General features: G+C 72.6%; 14 protein-coding genes and 1 pseudogene. 6 read left to right on the top strand and 9 right to left on the bottom strand.

Annotated elements, in window-relative coordinates:
- The first annotated feature begins 482 nt into the window (after positions 1–482).
- Positions 483–1,151 (top strand): HNH endonuclease, encoded by a 669-nt coding sequence (locus ABT034_RS05270; protein ID WP_351211441.1) that lies wholly within the window; start codon positions 483–485, stop codon positions 1,149–1,151.
- On the opposite strand, the gene ABT034_RS05265 is transcribed toward ABT034_RS05270, so the two are convergent.
- Positions 1,087–2,343: an MFS transporter gene (locus tag ABT034_RS05265; RefSeq protein ID WP_351211439.1), complete on the bottom strand. Its 1,257-nt coding sequence runs from the start codon at positions 2,341–2,343 to the stop codon at positions 1,087–1,089. The two genes, ABT034_RS05270 and ABT034_RS05265, sit on opposite strands and share 65 nt — an antisense overlap.
- A 73-nt stretch (positions 2,344–2,416) precedes the next feature.
- Between ABT034_RS05265 and ABT034_RS05260 the strand changes: the two genes are divergently transcribed.
- Positions 2,417–3,403 carry an ArsR/SmtB family transcription factor gene (locus ABT034_RS05260; protein ID WP_351211437.1) on the top strand — a complete coding sequence of 329 codons (987 nt, stop codon included), beginning with the start codon at positions 2,417–2,419 and terminating at the stop codon, positions 3,401–3,403.
- Positions 3,404–3,509: 106 nt separating this feature from the next.
- Here ABT034_RS05260 and gcl read toward each other — a convergent pair whose 3' ends face one another.
- Complete coding sequence (gene gcl / locus ABT034_RS05255; protein WP_351212041.1) at positions 3,510–5,288, bottom strand: glyoxylate carboligase; 1,779 nt, start codon at positions 5,286–5,288, stop codon at positions 3,510–3,512.
- A gap of 1,205 nt (positions 5,289–6,493) precedes the next feature.
- On the opposite strand from gcl, the gene ABT034_RS35305 reads away from it, so the two are divergent.
- The 3 genes from ABT034_RS35305 to ABT034_RS05235 all read left to right on the top strand — a co-directional run bounded on the left by ABT034_RS35305 (position 6,494) and on the right by ABT034_RS05235 (position 8,317).
- Positions 6,494–6,853, top strand: a complete 360-nt coding sequence (locus ABT034_RS35305) for a hypothetical protein (RefSeq protein WP_403598549.1) — start codon at positions 6,494–6,496, stop codon at positions 6,851–6,853.
- Between the two features lie 116 nt (positions 6,854–6,969).
- Positions 6,970–7,770, top strand: coding sequence for a TIGR04222 domain-containing membrane protein (locus ABT034_RS05240; protein ID WP_351211435.1), 801 nt, complete (start codon positions 6,970–6,972; stop codon positions 7,768–7,770).
- Between the two features lie 19 nt (positions 7,771–7,789).
- Entirely contained in the window at positions 7,790–8,317 is a 528-nt protein-coding gene (locus ABT034_RS05235; protein WP_351211433.1) for a GNAT family N-acetyltransferase, read from the top strand.
- A gap of 43 nt (positions 8,318–8,360) precedes the next feature.
- On the opposite strand, the gene ABT034_RS05230 is transcribed toward ABT034_RS05235, so the two are convergent.
- Positions 8,361–9,986 (bottom strand): AMP-binding protein, encoded by a 1,626-nt coding sequence (locus ABT034_RS05230; RefSeq protein WP_351211431.1) that lies wholly within the window; start codon positions 9,984–9,986, stop codon positions 8,361–8,363.
- Positions 9,983–11,668, bottom strand: coding sequence for an AMP-binding protein (locus ABT034_RS05225; protein ID WP_351211429.1), 1,686 nt, complete (start codon positions 11,666–11,668; stop codon positions 9,983–9,985). The genes ABT034_RS05230 and ABT034_RS05225 overlap by 4 nt, the downstream gene beginning before the upstream one ends.
- A gap of 91 nt (positions 11,669–11,759) precedes the next feature.
- On the opposite strand from ABT034_RS05225, the gene ABT034_RS05220 reads away from it, so the two are divergent.
- Positions 11,760–12,575 carry a helix-turn-helix transcriptional regulator gene (locus ABT034_RS05220; RefSeq protein ID WP_351211427.1) on the top strand — a complete coding sequence of 272 codons (816 nt, stop codon included), beginning with the start codon at positions 11,760–11,762 and terminating at the stop codon, positions 12,573–12,575.
- A gap of 106 nt (positions 12,576–12,681) precedes the next feature.
- On the opposite strand, the gene ABT034_RS05215 is transcribed toward ABT034_RS05220, so the two are convergent.
- The 5 genes and pseudogenes from ABT034_RS05215 to ABT034_RS35295 form a co-directional block, all read right to left on the bottom strand.
- Entirely contained in the window at positions 12,682–13,674 is a 993-nt protein-coding gene (locus ABT034_RS05215) for an SUKH-3 domain-containing protein (protein ID WP_351211425.1), read from the bottom strand.
- A gap of 13 nt (positions 13,675–13,687) precedes the next feature.
- Entirely contained in the window at positions 13,688–14,080 is a 393-nt protein-coding gene (locus ABT034_RS05210; RefSeq protein ID WP_351211423.1) for a YwqJ-related putative deaminase, read from the bottom strand.
- Positions 14,073–14,543 carry an SUKH-3 domain-containing protein gene (locus ABT034_RS05205; RefSeq protein WP_351211421.1) on the bottom strand — a complete coding sequence of 157 codons (471 nt, stop codon included), beginning with the start codon at positions 14,541–14,543 and terminating at the stop codon, positions 14,073–14,075. Before ABT034_RS05205 ends, ABT034_RS05210 begins: the two co-directional genes overlap by 8 nt.
- A gap of 13 nt (positions 14,544–14,556) precedes the next feature.
- Positions 14,557–15,111, bottom strand: coding sequence for a YwqJ-related putative deaminase (locus ABT034_RS35300; RefSeq protein WP_502972813.1), 555 nt, complete (start codon positions 15,109–15,111; stop codon positions 14,557–14,559).
- Positions 15,112–15,219: 108 nt separating this feature from the next.
- A pseudogene (locus ABT034_RS35295) lies at positions 15,220–16,086 on the bottom strand (DUF6531 domain-containing protein); the annotation flags it as partial.

Here is a 16,086-nt window from a genome sequence, read left to right as displayed (position 1 = left end):
GAAGCAACACCCAGACTACGTACGGCATCTGACGGGAGGTCAGTGCCGTACGTGGTCCGGAACGCCGACCCGGATGAGGGGTGGCCGGCGAACCGGACAAGCGTGAGGACCGCGGCGGCGCCGAGCCAGTGCGGTGGTAAGGGCGACGGCTCTCCTTCTTGACCTGAAGGAAGGAGAAGGCCGCTCAGCCCGTCGACACCGCCGCGGTCCCAACGCCCCCGCGAGGGGAACCCCTCCGAGCACGCACACCCAGACTCCGCCCGGCGGCGCGAACGTCCTGTCGCGCCAGCCTCGTGCCGTCGGGCGGTCACAAGACGGAAGAGCGTGGAACCAGGTTTACGGTCCCTGGTTCCGCGCTCTTCTTCGTGTACGCGTACTCACCTGCAGCGCATCGTTTCTGCGGTGAAGATCCACACCCGGTCGGGCGAGCGCACCGCGATTCGGCTCCCGTGCGCCCCGTGACCGGCGCTATCCACTCGCACATGATCAAAAACCTGATGCGCGGCCTCGCCCCGCTCGCACTCGTCCTGTCCCCCCTCGCCGTCCCCTCCCCCGCCCTCTCCGCGAGCGGCGTCATCCTGTTCCCCGACGCGCTCGCCGAGCTCCCCGAAGCCACCGAGGACACGGCCGGCTACAAGGTGACGGCGTTCCGCCACTGGAACAAGGGCCTCGACCCGGCGGACGGCTGCGACACCCGCGCCGAGGTGCTCGTCGCCGAGGCCGTCGACGCCCCCAAGACCGGCAAGGACTGCGCCATCACCGGCGGCCAGTGGACCTCGTACTACGACGGGCAGAACGTCACCGACCCGGCCCTCCTCCGCGTCGACCACCTCGTCGGCCTCGAAGAGGCCTGGCAGTCGGGGGCGTCCGGCTGGACGGACGCGCGGCGCGAGAAGTACGCCAACGACCAGGGGGCGGCCGCGACCCTGGTCGCCGTCACCGCCCGCAGCCAGAAGGACAAGGCCGGGCGCGACCCCGCCGAGTGGGTGCCCGCGGAGAACGCCCGGTACTGCCGTTACGTGGGTGAATGGGTCGGGACCAAGCTGCGCTGGGGCCTGTCCGTCGACAAGGACGAGATGGAGGCGCTCAAGCTGTTCGCCGACGGCCCCTGCGAGGACACGGTCGTGCACCGCTCGACGGCGCCTCGCTAGAAGGCGCTCCCCCGGCCCCGCGGCCGGCCCTCCGCTCGGCCCTCCGCTCGGCCCGCGCGAGCGACAGGGTCGCGGTGAGCGAGGCGAGCGCGAGGAGCACCATCCCCGTACGCGGTGACGTGTACTGGGCGAGCGTGCCCGCGAGCGCCGCGCTCACCCCCTGGAGGGCGAGCGTCCCCGAGGTGTGAAGCCCGAGCGCGTGACCGCTCAGCTCCTCCGGCACCAGGGCCGTCAACCGCTCCTGGTGCAGGAGGCTCGCCCCGTACCCGACCGCCGACACCGTCACCGCGAGCAGTACGAGCGGCAGCGGCGGGTCCGCGGCGAACACCAGGAACGGGGCCGCGAGCAGCGCCTGGAGCGGGAAGCGGATCCGGCCGCGCAGCCGCACCGGTACGAAACGGCCGACGACCGTGTCCCCGACCAGCATCCCGAGCGCGGCGCACCCGAAGAGGAGCCCGGCGCGCTCGGGGTCGTACGGCACGAAGAGTGACTCGCAGCCCACGATCAGCCCGTTGGGCACCCAGAGGGCCAGGTAGCAGCGGCGGCGCGCGGGCGAGGACCACAGCCGCCGGTTGGTACGCCAGGTCTCGGCGACCGAGGCCCGTCCGGCGGCACGCGGCGGGCGCGCGCCGAGGCCGGCACGGGCGAGGAGCGCGGCGCCGAGGTACAGGACCGCGCCGACGAGGACCGCGCCGCGCGGCGCGAGCAGGGCGATCAGGGCGCCGCCGGTCACGAAGCCGCCGATCTGGCAGGCGCCGACCGCCATGTTCGTCACCGAGCGGCCGAGGAGGAAGTCCTCGCGGGCGAGGATCTCGTTGAGGAGCCCGTAGCGCACCCCGCCGCCCAGCGAGGCCACGAGCCCTTCGGCGAGGAGGATCGCGAAGAGCGCCCAGGTCGGCAGGGCGGGGATCGCCAGGACGGCGGTGCCCAGGGCGAAGAAGAGGGACATGCCGGCGAGCGCGGCGCGCGGCGGCAGCCGGTCGGCGGCCGAGAGCAGGGTGGTCGCGCCGAGCAGCTGGGCGAGCGAAGGCCCGAAGAGCGCGAGGGCGGAGAGGAACGGGGAGCCGGTCGCCCGGAACACCAGCGTGGCGAGGCCGAGCCCGGCGACCGTCTGGGCGGCGGTGTGGACGGCGCCGGTGAGGAAGAGCGGGGTGAACTCGGGCGTGCGGAAGAGGTCTTGGTAGCGGGGCATGCCGGGGAGTCTGTGGGCGGGCCGTCCGCGCCGATATTGTTTCGCCGGAGGACGAAAGGACCTGGCGGGCGTCATGGGCTGGTGGCAGATCGGTACGGACTCCCTGGCGGGGAGCTGCTTCGTCGTCTCGCCGCTGGCCGAGACGGTCGCGGCGCTGAAGACCCTGCACGGGGCGGCCGGCGCGCATCCGGGCGAGCGGGCCTGGCTGGCCGCGCACCTGCCGGCGTACCGGGAGCGTCTCGCCGCCGAACCGCTGGACGCGCTCCTCGTACGGGCGGCCATCGGGCCCACCTGGAACGCCGACTTCCTGACGCCGACGCCGACGGGCGAGCGCGACCGGTCCTTCGAGGAGGAGGTCGTGGCGGTGCGTGAGGCCGAACCGGCGGACGTCGTACCGCAGTTGGAGGTGGCGGTCGGTGGTCCCGTACCGGAGCCGCTGAGGTCGGCGAGGGGCCTGCCGCAGCGGATGGCGGGGGTCCTGGAGTGGGTGTGGCGGGAGACGGTGCTGCCCGACTGGCCGCGCAGGCGCCGGGTCCTGGAGGCCGATGTGGTGGCGCGGACCGCGCGCCTCGCCAGGGACGGCTGGGCGGCGGCGCTCGACGAGCTGTGCCCGGGGAAGATGCGCTGGCTGGGCGACGGCCGGCTCCAGGTCAACCCCCGTGCGTATCCGCCGAGACGGGTCGACGGCGGCCGGCTGCTCTTCGTGCCGGTGACGCCGAACCGGGGTTGGGTCTCGTGGGAGGGCCGCGAGCGGTTCGCCATCGTGTACGCGTGCTCCGGCGCCCTCGCGGACGTGACGGGGCCCGTCGTGCCGGAGGCGCTCGGGGCGCTGCTCGGAGGTGCGCGCGCCGGGGTGCTCGTACGGCTCGAATCGCCCAAGTCCACCAGCCAGTTGGTGGCACTGACCGGGCAGGGCCTGGGGTCCGTGGGGCGGCACCTGAAGGTACTGCTCGACGCCGGACTCGTACGGCGGGGCCGGGCGGGGCGGTCGGTCCTGTACGAGTGGACGGCGGCGGGCGCGGTCCTCGTAGGGGCGCAGGGCGGGACGAGCGGAGCGTGAAGCGGCCCCCGCCCCGGTGCTCATCGGGGCGGGGGCCGTCTCGCGGCTCCGCTGTCGGAGCCGTGTCACGGGCTCCGCGATCGGAGGCGTGTCACGATCTCCGTGATCAGACCTTGAGGGCCTTGATCGCGGTGGGCGCGTGGCCGGGCTCGGTGGCGAGCTCCTCGAACTCGGTGACGTCGCTCATGTCGACCGTCTTGCTCATGGCGATGTTGGTGATCCGCTCCAGGATCGCCTCGACGACGACGGGGACCTGGTGCTCGACGGCCAGCTTCTTGGCCTGCTCCAGCGCCTCGCCCAGCTTCTCCGGGTCGGTGACGCGGATCGCCTTGACGCCCAGGCCCTCGGCGACCTTGACGTGGTCGACGCCGTAGACGCCGATCTCCGGGGTGTTGATGTTCTCGAACTCGAGGTTGACCTCGAAGTTGATGCCGAGGCCGCCCTGCGCCTGCCGGATCAGACCCAGGTAGGCGTTGTTCACGAGGACGTGGACGTAGGGGACCTTGTGCTGGGCGGCGACCGCCAGCTCCTCGATCATGAACTGGAAGTCGTAGTCGCCGGAGAGCGCGACGACCGGGGTCTCCGGGTCGGCGGTGGCGACGCCGATCGCGGCCGGGATGGTCCAGCCGAGCGGGCCGGCCTGGCCGCAGTTGATCCAGTGGCGCGGCTTGTAGACGTGCAGGAACTGTGCGGCCGCGATCTGGGAGAGACCGATGGTGGTGACGTAGCGGGTCTCCGGGCCGAAGGCCTTGTTCATCTCCTCGTAGACGCGCTGCGGCTTGATCGGGATGTTGTCGAAGTTCGTGCGGCGCTGCAGCGTCGCCTTGCGCTCCTGCGCGGAGGCGGTCCAGGCGGAGAAGTCCGGGAGCTTGCCCGCGGCCTTCCACTCCTTGGCGATCTCGACGAAGAGCTCCAGCGCGGCCTTGGCGTCGGAGGCGATGCCGTAGTCCGGGGCGAAGATCTTGCCGATCTGGGTGGGCTCGACGTCGACGTGGACGAACTTCCGGCCCTTGGTGTAGGCGTCCATGTTGTAGCCGGTGTGGCGGTTGGCCCAGCGGTTGCCGATGCCCAGGACGAAGTCCGACTCCAGGAAGGTCGCGTTGCCGTAGCGGTGCGCGGTCTGGACTCCGACCATGCCGGCGGCCAGCTCGTGGTCGTCCGGGATGGTGCCCCAGCCCATCAGGGTGGAGATGACCGGGACGTTGATCAGCTCGGCGAACTCGACGAGCAGGTCGGTGGCGTCGGCGTTGATGATGCCGCCACCGGCGACGATCAGCGGGCGCTCGGACTCCAGGAGGAAGCTCAGGGCCTTCTCGGCCTGGGCACGGCTGGCCTGCGGCTTGTAGACCGGCAGCGGCTCGTAGGTCTCCGGGTCGAACTCGATCTCGGTCAGCTGGACGTCGATCGGGAGGTCGATGAGGACCGGGCCGGGACGACCGGAGCGCATCAGGTGGAAGGCCTGCTGGAAGACGCCGGGGACCTGCGCGGCCTCCAGGACGGTCGTGGCGGCCTTCGTCACCGGCTTGGCGATGGTGGCGATGTCGACGGCCTGGAAGTCCTCCTTGTGGAGCTTCGAGACCGGGGCCTGGCCGGTGATGCAGAGGATCGGGATCGAGTCCGCGATCGCCGAGTACAGGCCGGTGATCATGTCGGTGCCGGCGGGGCCTGAGGTGCCGATGCAGACACCGATGTTGCCGGCCTTGGCGCGGGTGTAGCCCTCGGCCATGTGGGACGCGCCCTCGACGTGGCGGGCGAGGGTGTGGTTGACGCCGCCCACGTTCTTGAGCTCGCGGTAGAAGGGGTTGATCGCCGCGCCGGGGACGCCGAACGCCTGGGTGACGCCTTCGCGCTTGAGGATCTCAACGGCCGCTGCGGCGGCGGTCATACGAGGCATGGGAGTGCTCCTGCTTCGGCCGGGCGGATCCAAGCCCGCCGGTCGGCTCGCGGAGCCCGGGCGGCTTGTTTCCGTAATGCGGAAATACTGTTCTGCTATACGGAAGCAATGTAGGTCGGGGTCCTGAGAGCCGTCAAGAGAAGTCCGAGCGGCGGGATCACCGAAGTGGCCGAACAACCTCCCTCGGGGCGGCCGATGGGTGGACGATGGGGCGGGACGACAGGGGGTTGACCGTGGGTGAGTCGGTACCGGTGCGCTGTCCGGAATGCCTGCGCACGCAGGCGTACGCGGCACCCGTCTTCCCCTGCGCGTGCGGAAGCCCGGTGGCGCCGCCCGTGCGGGCGGGGGCGACGGCGGAGCGGATCACGCACCGGAACTGGACGGACGAGTGGGTCACCGTCCGCTGCGGCGCCTGCGGCCGAGAGGACGACTGGCCCCACCCGGAGCTGGGCTGCGCGTGCGGGACGGTGCTCCGGATACCGGTTCGACCGGTGGGCGGGGGCGGGGCGGCGGGGGTCGCCGGTACGGCTCCGGAGAGCGGCGGGGGCCTTGGGCGCTCCGGTACGGCTGGGGAGGGCGACGGCTCGGGTAGGGCCGGGGAGGGCGGTGGCTCCGGGCGCTCCGGTACGGCCGGGGAGGGCGACGCCGGCGGGCGCCCCGGGGCCGTGGCCGGACCTGGGCCCCGCGGCTCCTCGGGGCCGGCCGCCACCGGGCGGCCTGCCGGAACCAGGACGGACGCCACCGCCGGTACGGCGCCGCGGCGCGCGGTCGAGCCAGGCTCGGAGTGGTTCGGCACGGGGCCGACGGGGCGACGGGGGGTGGACGGAGGGGCGGGGTCTGGCGGCTCCGGGACGGGCGCCCCCGGGTCAGGCACGGCCGGGCCGGGCGCGGCCGGGCCGGGCGTCCCCGGGTCAGGCGCCCCGGGGGCAGGTCCCTTCGGCTCAGGCACCTTCGGGTCCGGCTCCCCTGCCCCCGGCAATCCCTCGCCCGCCGCCGGCGCCCCCGGTCCCGGCGCCCCCGGCCCCGCCGCTCACCGGCGGCGCCCTGGGGAGCCGCCCCGGCCTGTGGGGCCTCCCCGTCCCGGGGAGCCGCCGCGTCCCTCCGGGCCCCGGACGTTCGCCGAGCGCTACCCCGCGCACATCCCGCTGCCGCCCACCGGCCCGCGCCCGGCTCCGGTGCGGGGGAGCTTTCGGCCCGTGACGATCCGGACCGCGCGGGACGCGGTCGGCGCGGCCGCCGGGTATCTGCGCTGGCTGGGGTTCCGGGACGTCGTCCAGCCCGAGGAGCGCCCCGCGTCCGGTGTGGACCTGCGGGCGCCGGGGCTCGTCGCGCAGGTCGACCCGAGCACCCGCCCCACCGGGCTGCGGGCCGTGGAGTGCCTGTGGCTCAACGGTCTCAGCGCCTCGGCCGTGAGCGTGTTCTTCTCGCTCGCGGGCTACACACCGGAGGCCCGCTCCCGTGCCGCCGAGGTCGGTCTCCCGCTCTTCGTGCTCGACCTGACCGGCACCCCGCAGCCGGTGAACGACGCAGCCGACGACCTGGCCACCGGCGCCTGAGCCGGTGGCGCCCGGCCCACGAGACGCCCCCCGCCCGGCACTTCGGCATGCGAATCCGGCCATTCACGCGTGACGATCACGCTCTGCCGGGCACAACACCCTCGGGGGTGGGTGTCATGCCGACGGGAATGTGGTGGTTCATCGGAGCGGCCTGCGGGCAGCTGCTGTGCGCCGTCCTGCTGCTGCGAACCCGCAGCCGGGAAAGCGGAGCGCCGCGCACGGACGAGGTGCCGCCGCCGCAGGCGCTGGCGCTGTTGCGGGGCGGCCGGCGGGCGGCCGTCACCGTGGCGCTCGTGGCGCTGCACCAGCGCGGAGCGGTCGCGGCGGGCCGCAAACATACGATTCGGGCCAACGGCGGGCCGGGCCGCACCCGGGACCCCGTACAGCTGGGTGTGCACCGGGCACTCCACCGGGCCTTCCCGCTGCGGGACCTCGTGCTGCGCCCCGAGGCGCGGCGGGCGGTGGACGCGCTGCACGTCGAGCTGCGCGCGACGGGGCTGCTGCGGTCGCCCGCGCGGCGCGGCGCGGCGGGGGCGCTGCTCGGCTGCGTACCGCTGACGGTCGGGGTGGGGGCGTACGCGACGGCGCCGTCCGGCGGGGTCCTGACGGTGGTGTTCACCGCGGGCGCGCTGCCGGTGCTCGTGGCCGTCGTGCTGCTGCGGCTGCCGCCTGCCACCCGGGCGGCGCGGCAGCTCCTCGCCGACCTCCGGGAGCGGCACCCGCTGCCGGCGCACCGGCGCGAGGTGACGGACGGGCGGCTGGTCCAGCTGTACGTGGCGTTGTACGGCGACCCGGCGCTCGCCATGTTCCTGCCGCGGTTCTCATGGGAGGGCGGGCTGCTCGACCGGCCCTGGGAGGTGGTGCGGAACCGGCCGCCGACGGATCGCGGCCCGGCCGCGGGTGACCGTCCGGGGTGAGGCCGCGCCATACTGGCGTATGCGCATCAGAGCGGCCGCTCCGGCCGAACTCCCGCTGCTCCAGGACATCGAACGGGCGGCGGGCGAGCCGTTCCGCACGCTCGGCATGGCGGCGATCGCCGACGACGACCCGCTGCCCCTGGACGTCCTGGAGGCGTACCGCCGCGCGGGCCGGGCGTGGGTGGCGGTGGACGCCGCCGATCGCCCGGTCGCGTACCTCCTCGCCGACACGGTCGACGGTTCCGCCCACATCGAGCAGGTGTCGGTGCATCCGGACGCCGCGCGCCGGGGCGTGGGCCGGGCGTTGATCGAGCATCTGGCGGCGGCCGCGAGGGAGCAGGGCCTGGCGGCGCTGACCTTGACGACGTTCACCGAGGTGCCGTGGAACGCGCCGTACTACGCCCGGCTCGGCTTCCGCCCGCTCGCGGAGTCCGATCCGGCGCTGACGGACGGCCTGCGCGCCATCAGCCACGCGGAGGCGGCCCACGGCCTGTCGGTCTGGCCGCGCGTCTGCATGCGCCGGGAGGTACGGAGCCCGGTCCCGTAGGGGGCGCCCGATCCCCTAGGGAGCCTCAGGGGTTTCCCGTACCTCAGCCGCTCCCACTCCCGTACCGCTGCCGCAGTTCCACCTTCCGTACCTTGCCGCTCACGGTCATCGGGAACTCGCTGAGGATCTCGACCCTGCGCGGGATCTTGTAGTGGGCGAGCCGGTCGCGGCAGAAGGCCGTGACGTCGTCCAGGGTGGGTGCGTCGGCCGGGTCGCGGGGGATGACGCAGGCCATGATCTCCTCGCCGTACCGCGCGTCGGGAACGCCGACGACCTGCACGTCGGCGATCTTCGGGTGCCCGTAGAGGAACTCCTCGATCTCCCTCGGATAGACGTTCTCACCACCCCGGATGATCATGTCCTTGATGCGGCCGACGATCTGCACGTACCCGTCGTCGCGCATCACCGCCAGGTCCCCCGTGTGCATCCAGCGGGCGCTGTCGATCGCCTCGGCGGTCTTCTCGGGTTCGTCCCAGTAGCCGAGCATCACGCTGTAGCCGCGGGTGCACAGCTCCCCCGCCGTGCCCCGTTCCACGGTCAGCCCGCTCGCGGGATCGGTGATCTTCACCTCGACGTGCGGCATGACCCGGCCGACCGTGCCCGTGCGACGCTCCAGGTCGTCGTCGCGGCGGGTCTGGGTGGAGACGGGCGAGGTCTCGGTCATGCCGTAACAGATCGACACCTCCGCCATGTTCATCTCGGCGACGACCCGCTTCATCACCTCCACCGGGCACGGCGAGCCGGCCATGATGCCGGTGCGCAGACTGGAGAGGTCGTACGAGGCGAAGTCGGGGAGGTTCAGCTCGGCGATGAACATCGTCGGCACGCCGTACAGCGAGGTGCAGCGTTCCTCCTGCACCGCCCTGAGGGTGGCCGCGGGGTCGAAGGAGGGCGCGGGGATCACCATGCAGGCGCCGTGCGAGGTGGCGGCCAGGTTTCCCATGACCATGCCGAAACAGTGGTAGAAGGGCACCGGGATGCAGATGCGGTCCTGCTCGGTGTAGGCGATCATCTCGCCGACGAAGTAACCGTTGTTGAGGATGTTGTGGTGGGAGAGGGTCGCCCCCTTGGGGAAGCCCGTCGTCCCCGAGGTGTACTGGATGTTGACGGGTTCGTCGCAGGAGAGCGGCTCCGGGCGCAGGTCCCCGGGCTTACGGGTGAGGAACGCGTCCCAGCCCGGGTCCCCGAAGTACACCGCCTCGCGCAACTGGGTGCATTCCAAGCGTACTTGCTCGACCATTGCGCGGTAGTCGCTCGTCTTGTGGGCGAGGGACGCGAACAGCAGGGTGATGCCCGCCTGGTTGAGGACGTACGCCAACTCGTGGGCACGGTAGGCCGGGTTGATGGTCACCATGACGGCGCCGACGCGGGCGGTGGCGTACTGGACGAGGACCCACTCGGCGCAGTTCACCGCCCAGATGCCGACCCGGTCACCCTTGCGCACGCCGCTGCCGAGCAGGGCCCCTGCCAACCGGTCGACGTCGGCGCCGAATTCGTCGTACGTCCAGCGGCGTCCGGTGGGGACGTCGACGAGCGCCTCCCGGTCGGGCCAGGCGGCGACGGCCCGGTCGAGGTCGGCGCCGATGGTGTCGCCGAGGAGCGGGGTGGTGGACGCGCCGTGGGCGTAGGAGAGGGTGGCGGGCGCCCTCCTGATGTGGGACCGGGTCATCCGAGGTCACCCTCCGCGTACTCCTTGCCGCCGCCTTCCGCCGTGAGCCGGCGCAGTTCCACGCGCCGGATCTTGCCCGAGACGGTCTTGGGCAGCTCGGCGAACTCGATGCGCCGGACCCGCTTGTACGGGGCGAGGACCGCGCGCGAGTGGGCGAAGAGGGCCTGCGCGGTCTCCTCGTCCGGCTCCCAGCCCGCCGCGAGGACGACGTACGCCTTGGGGACGGCGAGACGCAGCGGGTCGGGGGCGGGGACGACGGCCGCCTCGGCGACGGCCTCGTGTTCGAGGAGCGCGCTCTCCAGCTCGAAGGGGCTGATCTTGTAGTCGGAGGCCTTGAAGACGTCGTCGGCACGCCCGATGTACGTGACGTACCCGTCCTCGTCCACGGAGCCGATGTCGCCGGTGCGGTAGTAGCCGCCGGCCATCGCCTCCGCCGTCTTCTCCGGGTCGCCGTGGTAACCGGTCATCAGGCCCACCGGGTGGGTGGACAGGTCGAGACAGATCTCGCCCTCCTCCACGTCCGGCCGGCCGCTGACCGGGTCGACGAGGGTGACGCGGAAGCCGGGGCTCGGGCGTCCCATGGACCCCTCCTTGAGCCGCTGACCTGGGCTGTTGGAGACCTGGACGGCGGTCTCCGTCTGGCCGAAACCGTCCCGGATGGTGACGCCCCAGGCGCGCCGTACGGACTCGATGACCTCGGGGTTGAGGGGTTCGCCTGCGGCGACGACCTCGCGCGGCGGGGTCGTCAGCTGGCTCAGGTCGGCCTGGATCAGCATCCGCCAGACGGTCGGCGGGGCGCAGAAGCTGGTGACGCCGTTGCGTTCCATCTCGCTCATCAGCCGGGCCGGGTCGAAGCGGGTGTAGTTGTGGATGAAGACGGTCGCCTCGGCGTTCCACGGGGCGAAGAGGTTGGACCAGGCGTGCTTGGCCCAGCCCGGCGAGGAGATGTTGAGGTGCACGTCACCGGGTTTGAGGCCGATCCAGTACATCGTGGAGAGGTGCCCGACGGGGTACGAGGTGTGGGTGTGCTCGACCAGCTTGGGCCGGGCGGTCGTACCGGAGGTGAAGTACAGCATCAGGGTGTCGTCGGCGAGGGTGACCCCGTCGGGCTCGAACACGTCGGACTCGCCGTCGGCGTGCTCGTACCCCAGCCAGCTCACCCCGTCGCCGCCGACCGCGATCCGGGTGTACTCGCCGGGGACGTCGTCGAACTTGGCGGTGTCCTCTGCGCGCACGATCACATGGCGGGCGCGGCCCCGGTCGACGCGGTCGCGCAGGTCGGCGGGGCCGAGGAGCGGGGTGGCGGGGATGACGACGGCGCGCAGCTTCATCGCGGCGAGCACGGTCTCCCACAGTTCGGCCTGGTTGCCGAGCATCACGATGATCCGGTCCCCCGCGTGGACGCCCTGGGCCCGCAGCCAGTTCGCGACCCGGTTGGAACGGGCGGACATCTCGGCGAACGACACCTTCCTCTCGGAGCCGTCCTCCTCCACCAGGTGGAGCGCGGTCCGGTCGTTGCCCTCCGCGATGACGTCGAACCATTCGAGCGCCCAGTTGAACCGGTCGGGCCGGGGCCAGGCGAAGCCCTCGTACGCCGTCTCGTAGTCCTCGCGGTGCTGGAGCAGGAAGTCCCGGGCGGCCCGGAACCTCTCCGTCGCACTGGTCGCGCTCTGCGCCGTCATACGTCCTCCTCGTTGCGGGACCGGTCCCGGACATCGTGTAATCAGTGACCCAGGTCTCACTACCCCCGTTCGGGGGTGAAGGAGTGGTTCCGTGCCCGAGCAGAGGGAAACGGCCGAGCTGCGCGCGGCGCTGCTACGGCTGCGCCGGGGCAGCGGACTGCCCGTGGTCTTCGGCGGGCTGCTCCAGGACGGGCGGGCGATGCGGATCGGCGAGACCTGCGGGGCGGTGACGCCCGCGCTGCACGGCCTGACGATCTCGACCGGCTCGGGCCTGGGCGGCAAGTGCCTGGCCCTGTCACGGCCGTGCGCGGTCACGGACTATCCCTCGGCCCGGCACATCACGCACGAGTACGACGGCCCGGTCGCGGTGGAGGGGCTGCGCTCGGTGATCGCGGTGCCCGTCGTCGTACGCCGCAAGGTGCGCGGTGTCCTGTACGGGGCGCTGCGCGACGCCGTGCCGATCGGTGAGCGGGTCTTCGACGCGGCGGTCGCGGCGGCGCGTGACGTGGAGCAGGCGCTGGCCGTACGGGACGAGGTCGGCCGCCTCGACCCTCCGCCGGCCTCGGGGCCGTCCTGGGAGGAGGTCCGCCAGGCGTACGGGGAGCTGCGCGAACTGGCCCCGCAGGTCCCGGACCCGGAGCTGCGGGAGCGCCTGCTCGCGGTCTGCGGCCGGCTGGAGACGGCCTCGGGGGCGCCCCGCGACCTGCCGGGGGTCGCGCTGACCCCCCGGGAGACGGACGTCCTCGCGGCGGTGGCCTCGGGCGCGACGAACGCGACGGCGGCGGCCCGCCTCGGCCTGCGCCCGGAGACGGTCAAGGGCTACCTGCGCTCGGCGATGCGCAAACTGGGCGCGCACACACGCCTGGAGGCGGTGGTCGCGGCACGGAGGGCGGGGGCGCTGCCGTAGCGGCGTGGGGTACCGGCGCGTAGCGGCGTGGGGTACCGGCGCGTAGCGGCGTGGGGCCCGGCGGGCGCTGAGCGCACCGGGCTCACGGGGCGGGCGCCCGTCTCCCTCAGGTCGCGGCGGCCCAGGAGTCGAAGGCGGAGACGCAGGCGTCCACGGCCGTCGCCGCACGGCTGACCGAGGCGCCGGGGCCCGTCGACAGGGCCAGGACGAAGCCGTCCGTACCCCCGAGGGCGACGCGGCAGTCGAGCCCCGCCAGGGGGACCGGTGTGCCGTCCGGTGGCCGCACGGTGAGCACCAGTTCGCAGGAGGCGGCCCTCTGCGCCAGAGCGGCCAGCTCCGCCTCCATCGCCTCGGCCAGGGGCCGTTCGCTGCTCTCCAGGGGCCCGGGGCGCAGCGGGAAGTCCTGCTCCAGGACGGTGACGCCGATCCCCCGGAGTGTGGTGGCCCGCAGGTGGAGGGTCCGCGCGTCGAACACCCCGTGCGTGTGGAGGACATAGACGGCGACGAGCGCGGCCCGGACCCCGGCGGCGAGGTCCGCCGGGGCCGTCCTGAGCGGCCACTGCCACTCCCGCCTCCGGAGACGTACGGGCCTCAGCCCTTCGGTCAGGACGTGGAGCCCCTCGCGCACGGTCTCCCCGAGGAGCCAGCCGGCTCCGGAGACGAGGGAGAACAGCCGGCCCTCCTCGTCCACGGCCATCGGCGCGTCCGCGTCGGTGCGCCCCAGCGGGAAGAGCCGTGTGCCGAGCTGGTCGGCGAGCCGGTGCAGGAGCGGGCCCGAGTACCGGGCCTCCTGGGGGTCGAGGACACAGCCGGTCGCGGCGACCTCGCGACCGCCGTGCGGGGCCGGTTCGAGGCGGAGGCCGTGGAACTCCCGTACCGTCCGCTCGGCGGCCGGGAAGAGGGTCCAGGGGCCGAGCCCGGCCGTCTTGAGGACGGCGAGCATGGCGGCGTCGCCGGCGTCCCGGCCGGGGCGCCAGCCGGCTCGGGTCAAGGCACCGTCGCGGTCCTCATCGGACACCGCGACGGCTCGGGTCAAGGCACCGTCGCGGTCCTGCCCCGACACCGTGTCGTCCTGGGTCGTCGAGGGCTCCGTCGTCATCGTCGTCCCCGGGTCAGGAATCCTGGAGGACGGTGATGCCGAGCACGTCCGCCAGGGCCGCGCAGGACCGGCAGAGGGGAGCCGGTGTGCCGTGCTCGGGGTCGCCGTGGGGGCGCACCTTGCGGGAGACGAGGGCCGCGCCCGCGAAGTGCGACGGCGCCTCGGAGAGGGTCGTGGTCCCGCCGTCCGTCCGCTGGGCGTCGACCGCGTGGAGCCGGTCGGAGACGAGCGCGGACTCGGCGCAGTGTCCGAGGAACGGCTCGCGCTGGCTCGGCGCCAGCCCGTCGAAGAACTCCTGGACGGCGGGGTGAAGATGGGGTTCGCCGTCGCCGTCCAGGTTGGTCTGACTGGTGATCGTGCCCTGGAGGAGGAGGGAGGAGGCCGTTCCCGGAAAGGTGTCAGACAAAGTAGTCCCGCGCTTCCTGCTGGGGGCCGCGCAGCAGACAGCTGATGGCCTCGTACGTGTTCGCTCCCAGGTAATAGGGACCGGTGTGGTGCATGAGGAAGAAACGCCCGGTGTCGTCGATGAGCAGCATCGCCCCGTCGAACGTCTCGTATCCGACGGGAAAGAGTCGCCTTCCGAGGTTCTGGGCGAGCTCGGCGACGTCCTCGCCGCTCTCCTCGTAGATCCAGTGAGGCGTGAATCCGATCGCGACCGGTGGAGTTCCCGGAATCTCCAGGCGGAGTCCACCGAATTCCCTGACGAAGTCCTGCGCGGCCTGGAAGGCTTCGACCGGATGCCCTTCCTCGGCGAAGCGGTCGGTCACGAACCTCAGGAGTCCGGGCAGCTCCGCGCCGATGTCGCGGCCCCGGGACCAGCCCGCCTCGGTCAGGACGGCCTCGACGGCCTCCGCTGTCATTCTCGGCATTGCGTGCTCTCTCTCAATGGTGCGCGATGACGCCGGCGAGGGGCAGCATTCTCGCACAGGACCGGCACGGGGGTTTGTAGTCGCCGTGCAGCAACTGGTCGTCCCCGGGGCGCATGTTCCCGATCTGGACCGAATAGACGCGAGACCCGTCCATGACCTTCCGTACGTCCTCCGCGGAGACGATTCCCGTCCCGTTCGGATCGAGCTGGTGCAACCGGTCGGAGATGAGGGAGACTTCCGCGCATTTGCCGTGTCCCTTGCCCAGGTAGTCGTCGTCCGCCTTGGCGTCGGACTCCACCTGGTCGAGGATCGCCTTGAGGGCCGGGTGGGTGGACATCGAGGAATCGCCGGTCGTGGTGCTGCTCGTGTGCGCGGTCAGGGTGCCGTCGTGGAGGAGCGTTCCGGCGCACGCCGTCTTCAGTCGGTGCTTGCCCTCCGGGTACGGGTTGCTCTGCGGCTGGTTCTGGGCGTCGTTGGCGAGCTTGTCGGCCTCGTCGACGAGGAGCCTGCGCTGTTCGTCCTCGCTGAGGTGGCTGACGTCCAGCGCGTCCCTGCGGTGGTTCTTCATCCCCTTGCCGGTCTGGCCGTGCCAGCCGGGCTGGGGGGTGATGGGGTTGCCCTTCGGTGTGTTCCCGCTGCCGCCGTTGGAGGAGCCGCCGCCGGAGCCCGGGGGCTTGCCGCCGCCTCCTCCCTCACCGGGCGGGTTCTTGCCCCCCGTACCGGCGCCCCCGCCGGCGTCGTCGTGGTCGCCCTTGCGCTGGCGGGCGAGGCGGGCGGCCGTGTCGTCGTCGTTGTTCTTGTGGTCCTTGGAGATCTGTTTGACGGCCTTGGGCAGCGTCTCGCCGATGTGGTCGCCCATGGTCCTGGCGGACTTCACGAGGGCGCCCATGGCCTTCTCGATCACCGGGTCGAGCGCGTCGGCGATGTCGTCCCGGCCCTTGTTGCGTCCCTGGTGCCCCTTGGCCTTCGTCAGCTTTCCGGCGGTCTTGCCGTGGATGCCGGCGCTCACACCGTTCAGTTTCGTGCCGGCCTGGTCGTGCTCGTCGTGCTCGATGTGGAAGCCCTTGCCCTTGCCGCCGGCTCCGCCGCCACCGCCCGCGGAGGCGAGGTTCAGGCCCTCCTTGGCGCCCTGGACGCCCTCGTCGAACCCGTCCTTGCCGGCCTGCTTCGTCTGGTCGAGGTTCACGCCGTTCTGGACGCCCAGCGCGTCCATGCTCACCTGGACGACGAGGTCCGCCGCCATGTTCTCCAGCGCGGCCACGACCGGCTCGGTCATCACCGCGACGACGTGACCGACGGCCTCCTGCATGGCGTCGGTGATCAGTTTCAGGAGCTGCTTCTTGGTGAGGGCGATCGCGCCCGCCCCGAGGAGCGCGGACAGGCCTCCGGTGACCGGGATGAGAGCGAGGGCGAGGCCGGTCTGGCCCGCCAGGATCCCCAGTTCCGCGACGGCCTTCCACTTCATGGCCTCGATCGCGCCCGCCGCGAGGTCCAGCGCCTCCGCGATCGTACGGGCCGCGGACACCATGTCCTTGAGGTGCTT

It is taken from the genome of Streptomyces sp. NPDC002773 (genome assembly GCF_040295605.1).
Lineage (GTDB): Bacteria > Actinomycetota > Actinomycetes > Streptomycetales > Streptomycetaceae > Streptomyces.
Note: the sequence above shows the minus strand (reverse complement) of the source record. Positions and strands in the feature narration are given on the sequence as shown.

Coding starts and splice junctions, on each gene's coding strand:
- ABT034_RS05270 (WP_351211441.1), top strand. CDS start 483: ATGATCAAAAACCTGATGCGCGGCCTCGCCCCGCTCGCACTCGTCCTG.
- ABT034_RS05265 (WP_351211439.1), bottom strand. CDS start 2,343: ATGCCCCGCTACCAAGACCTCTTCCGCACGCCCGAGTTCACCCCGCTC.
- ABT034_RS05260 (WP_351211437.1), top strand. CDS start 2,417: ATGGGCTGGTGGCAGATCGGTACGGACTCCCTGGCGGGGAGCTGCTTC.
- gcl (WP_351212041.1), bottom strand. CDS start 5,288: ATGACCGCCGCCGCAGCGGCCGTTGAGATCCTCAAGCGCGAAGGCGTC.
- ABT034_RS05240 (WP_351211435.1), top strand. CDS start 6,970: ATGCCGACGGGAATGTGGTGGTTCATCGGAGCGGCCTGCGGGCAGCTG.
- ABT034_RS05235 (WP_351211433.1), top strand. CDS start 7,790: ATGCGCATCAGAGCGGCCGCTCCGGCCGAACTCCCGCTGCTCCAGGAC.
- ABT034_RS05230 (WP_351211431.1), bottom strand. CDS start 9,986: ATGACCCGGTCCCACATCAGGAGGGCGCCCGCCACCCTCTCCTACGCC.
- ABT034_RS05225 (WP_351211429.1), bottom strand. CDS start 11,668: ATGACGGCGCAGAGCGCGACCAGTGCGACGGAGAGGTTCCGGGCCGCC.
- ABT034_RS05215 (WP_351211425.1), bottom strand. CDS start 13,674: ATGACGACGGAGCCCTCGACGACCCAGGACGACACGGTGTCGGGGCAG.
- ABT034_RS05205 (WP_351211421.1), bottom strand. CDS start 14,543: ATGCCGAGAATGACAGCGGAGGCCGTCGAGGCCGTCCTGACCGAGGCG.
- ABT034_RS35300 (WP_502972813.1), bottom strand. CDS start 15,111: ATGAAGAACCACCGCAGGGACGCGCTGGACGTCAGCCACCTCAGCGAG.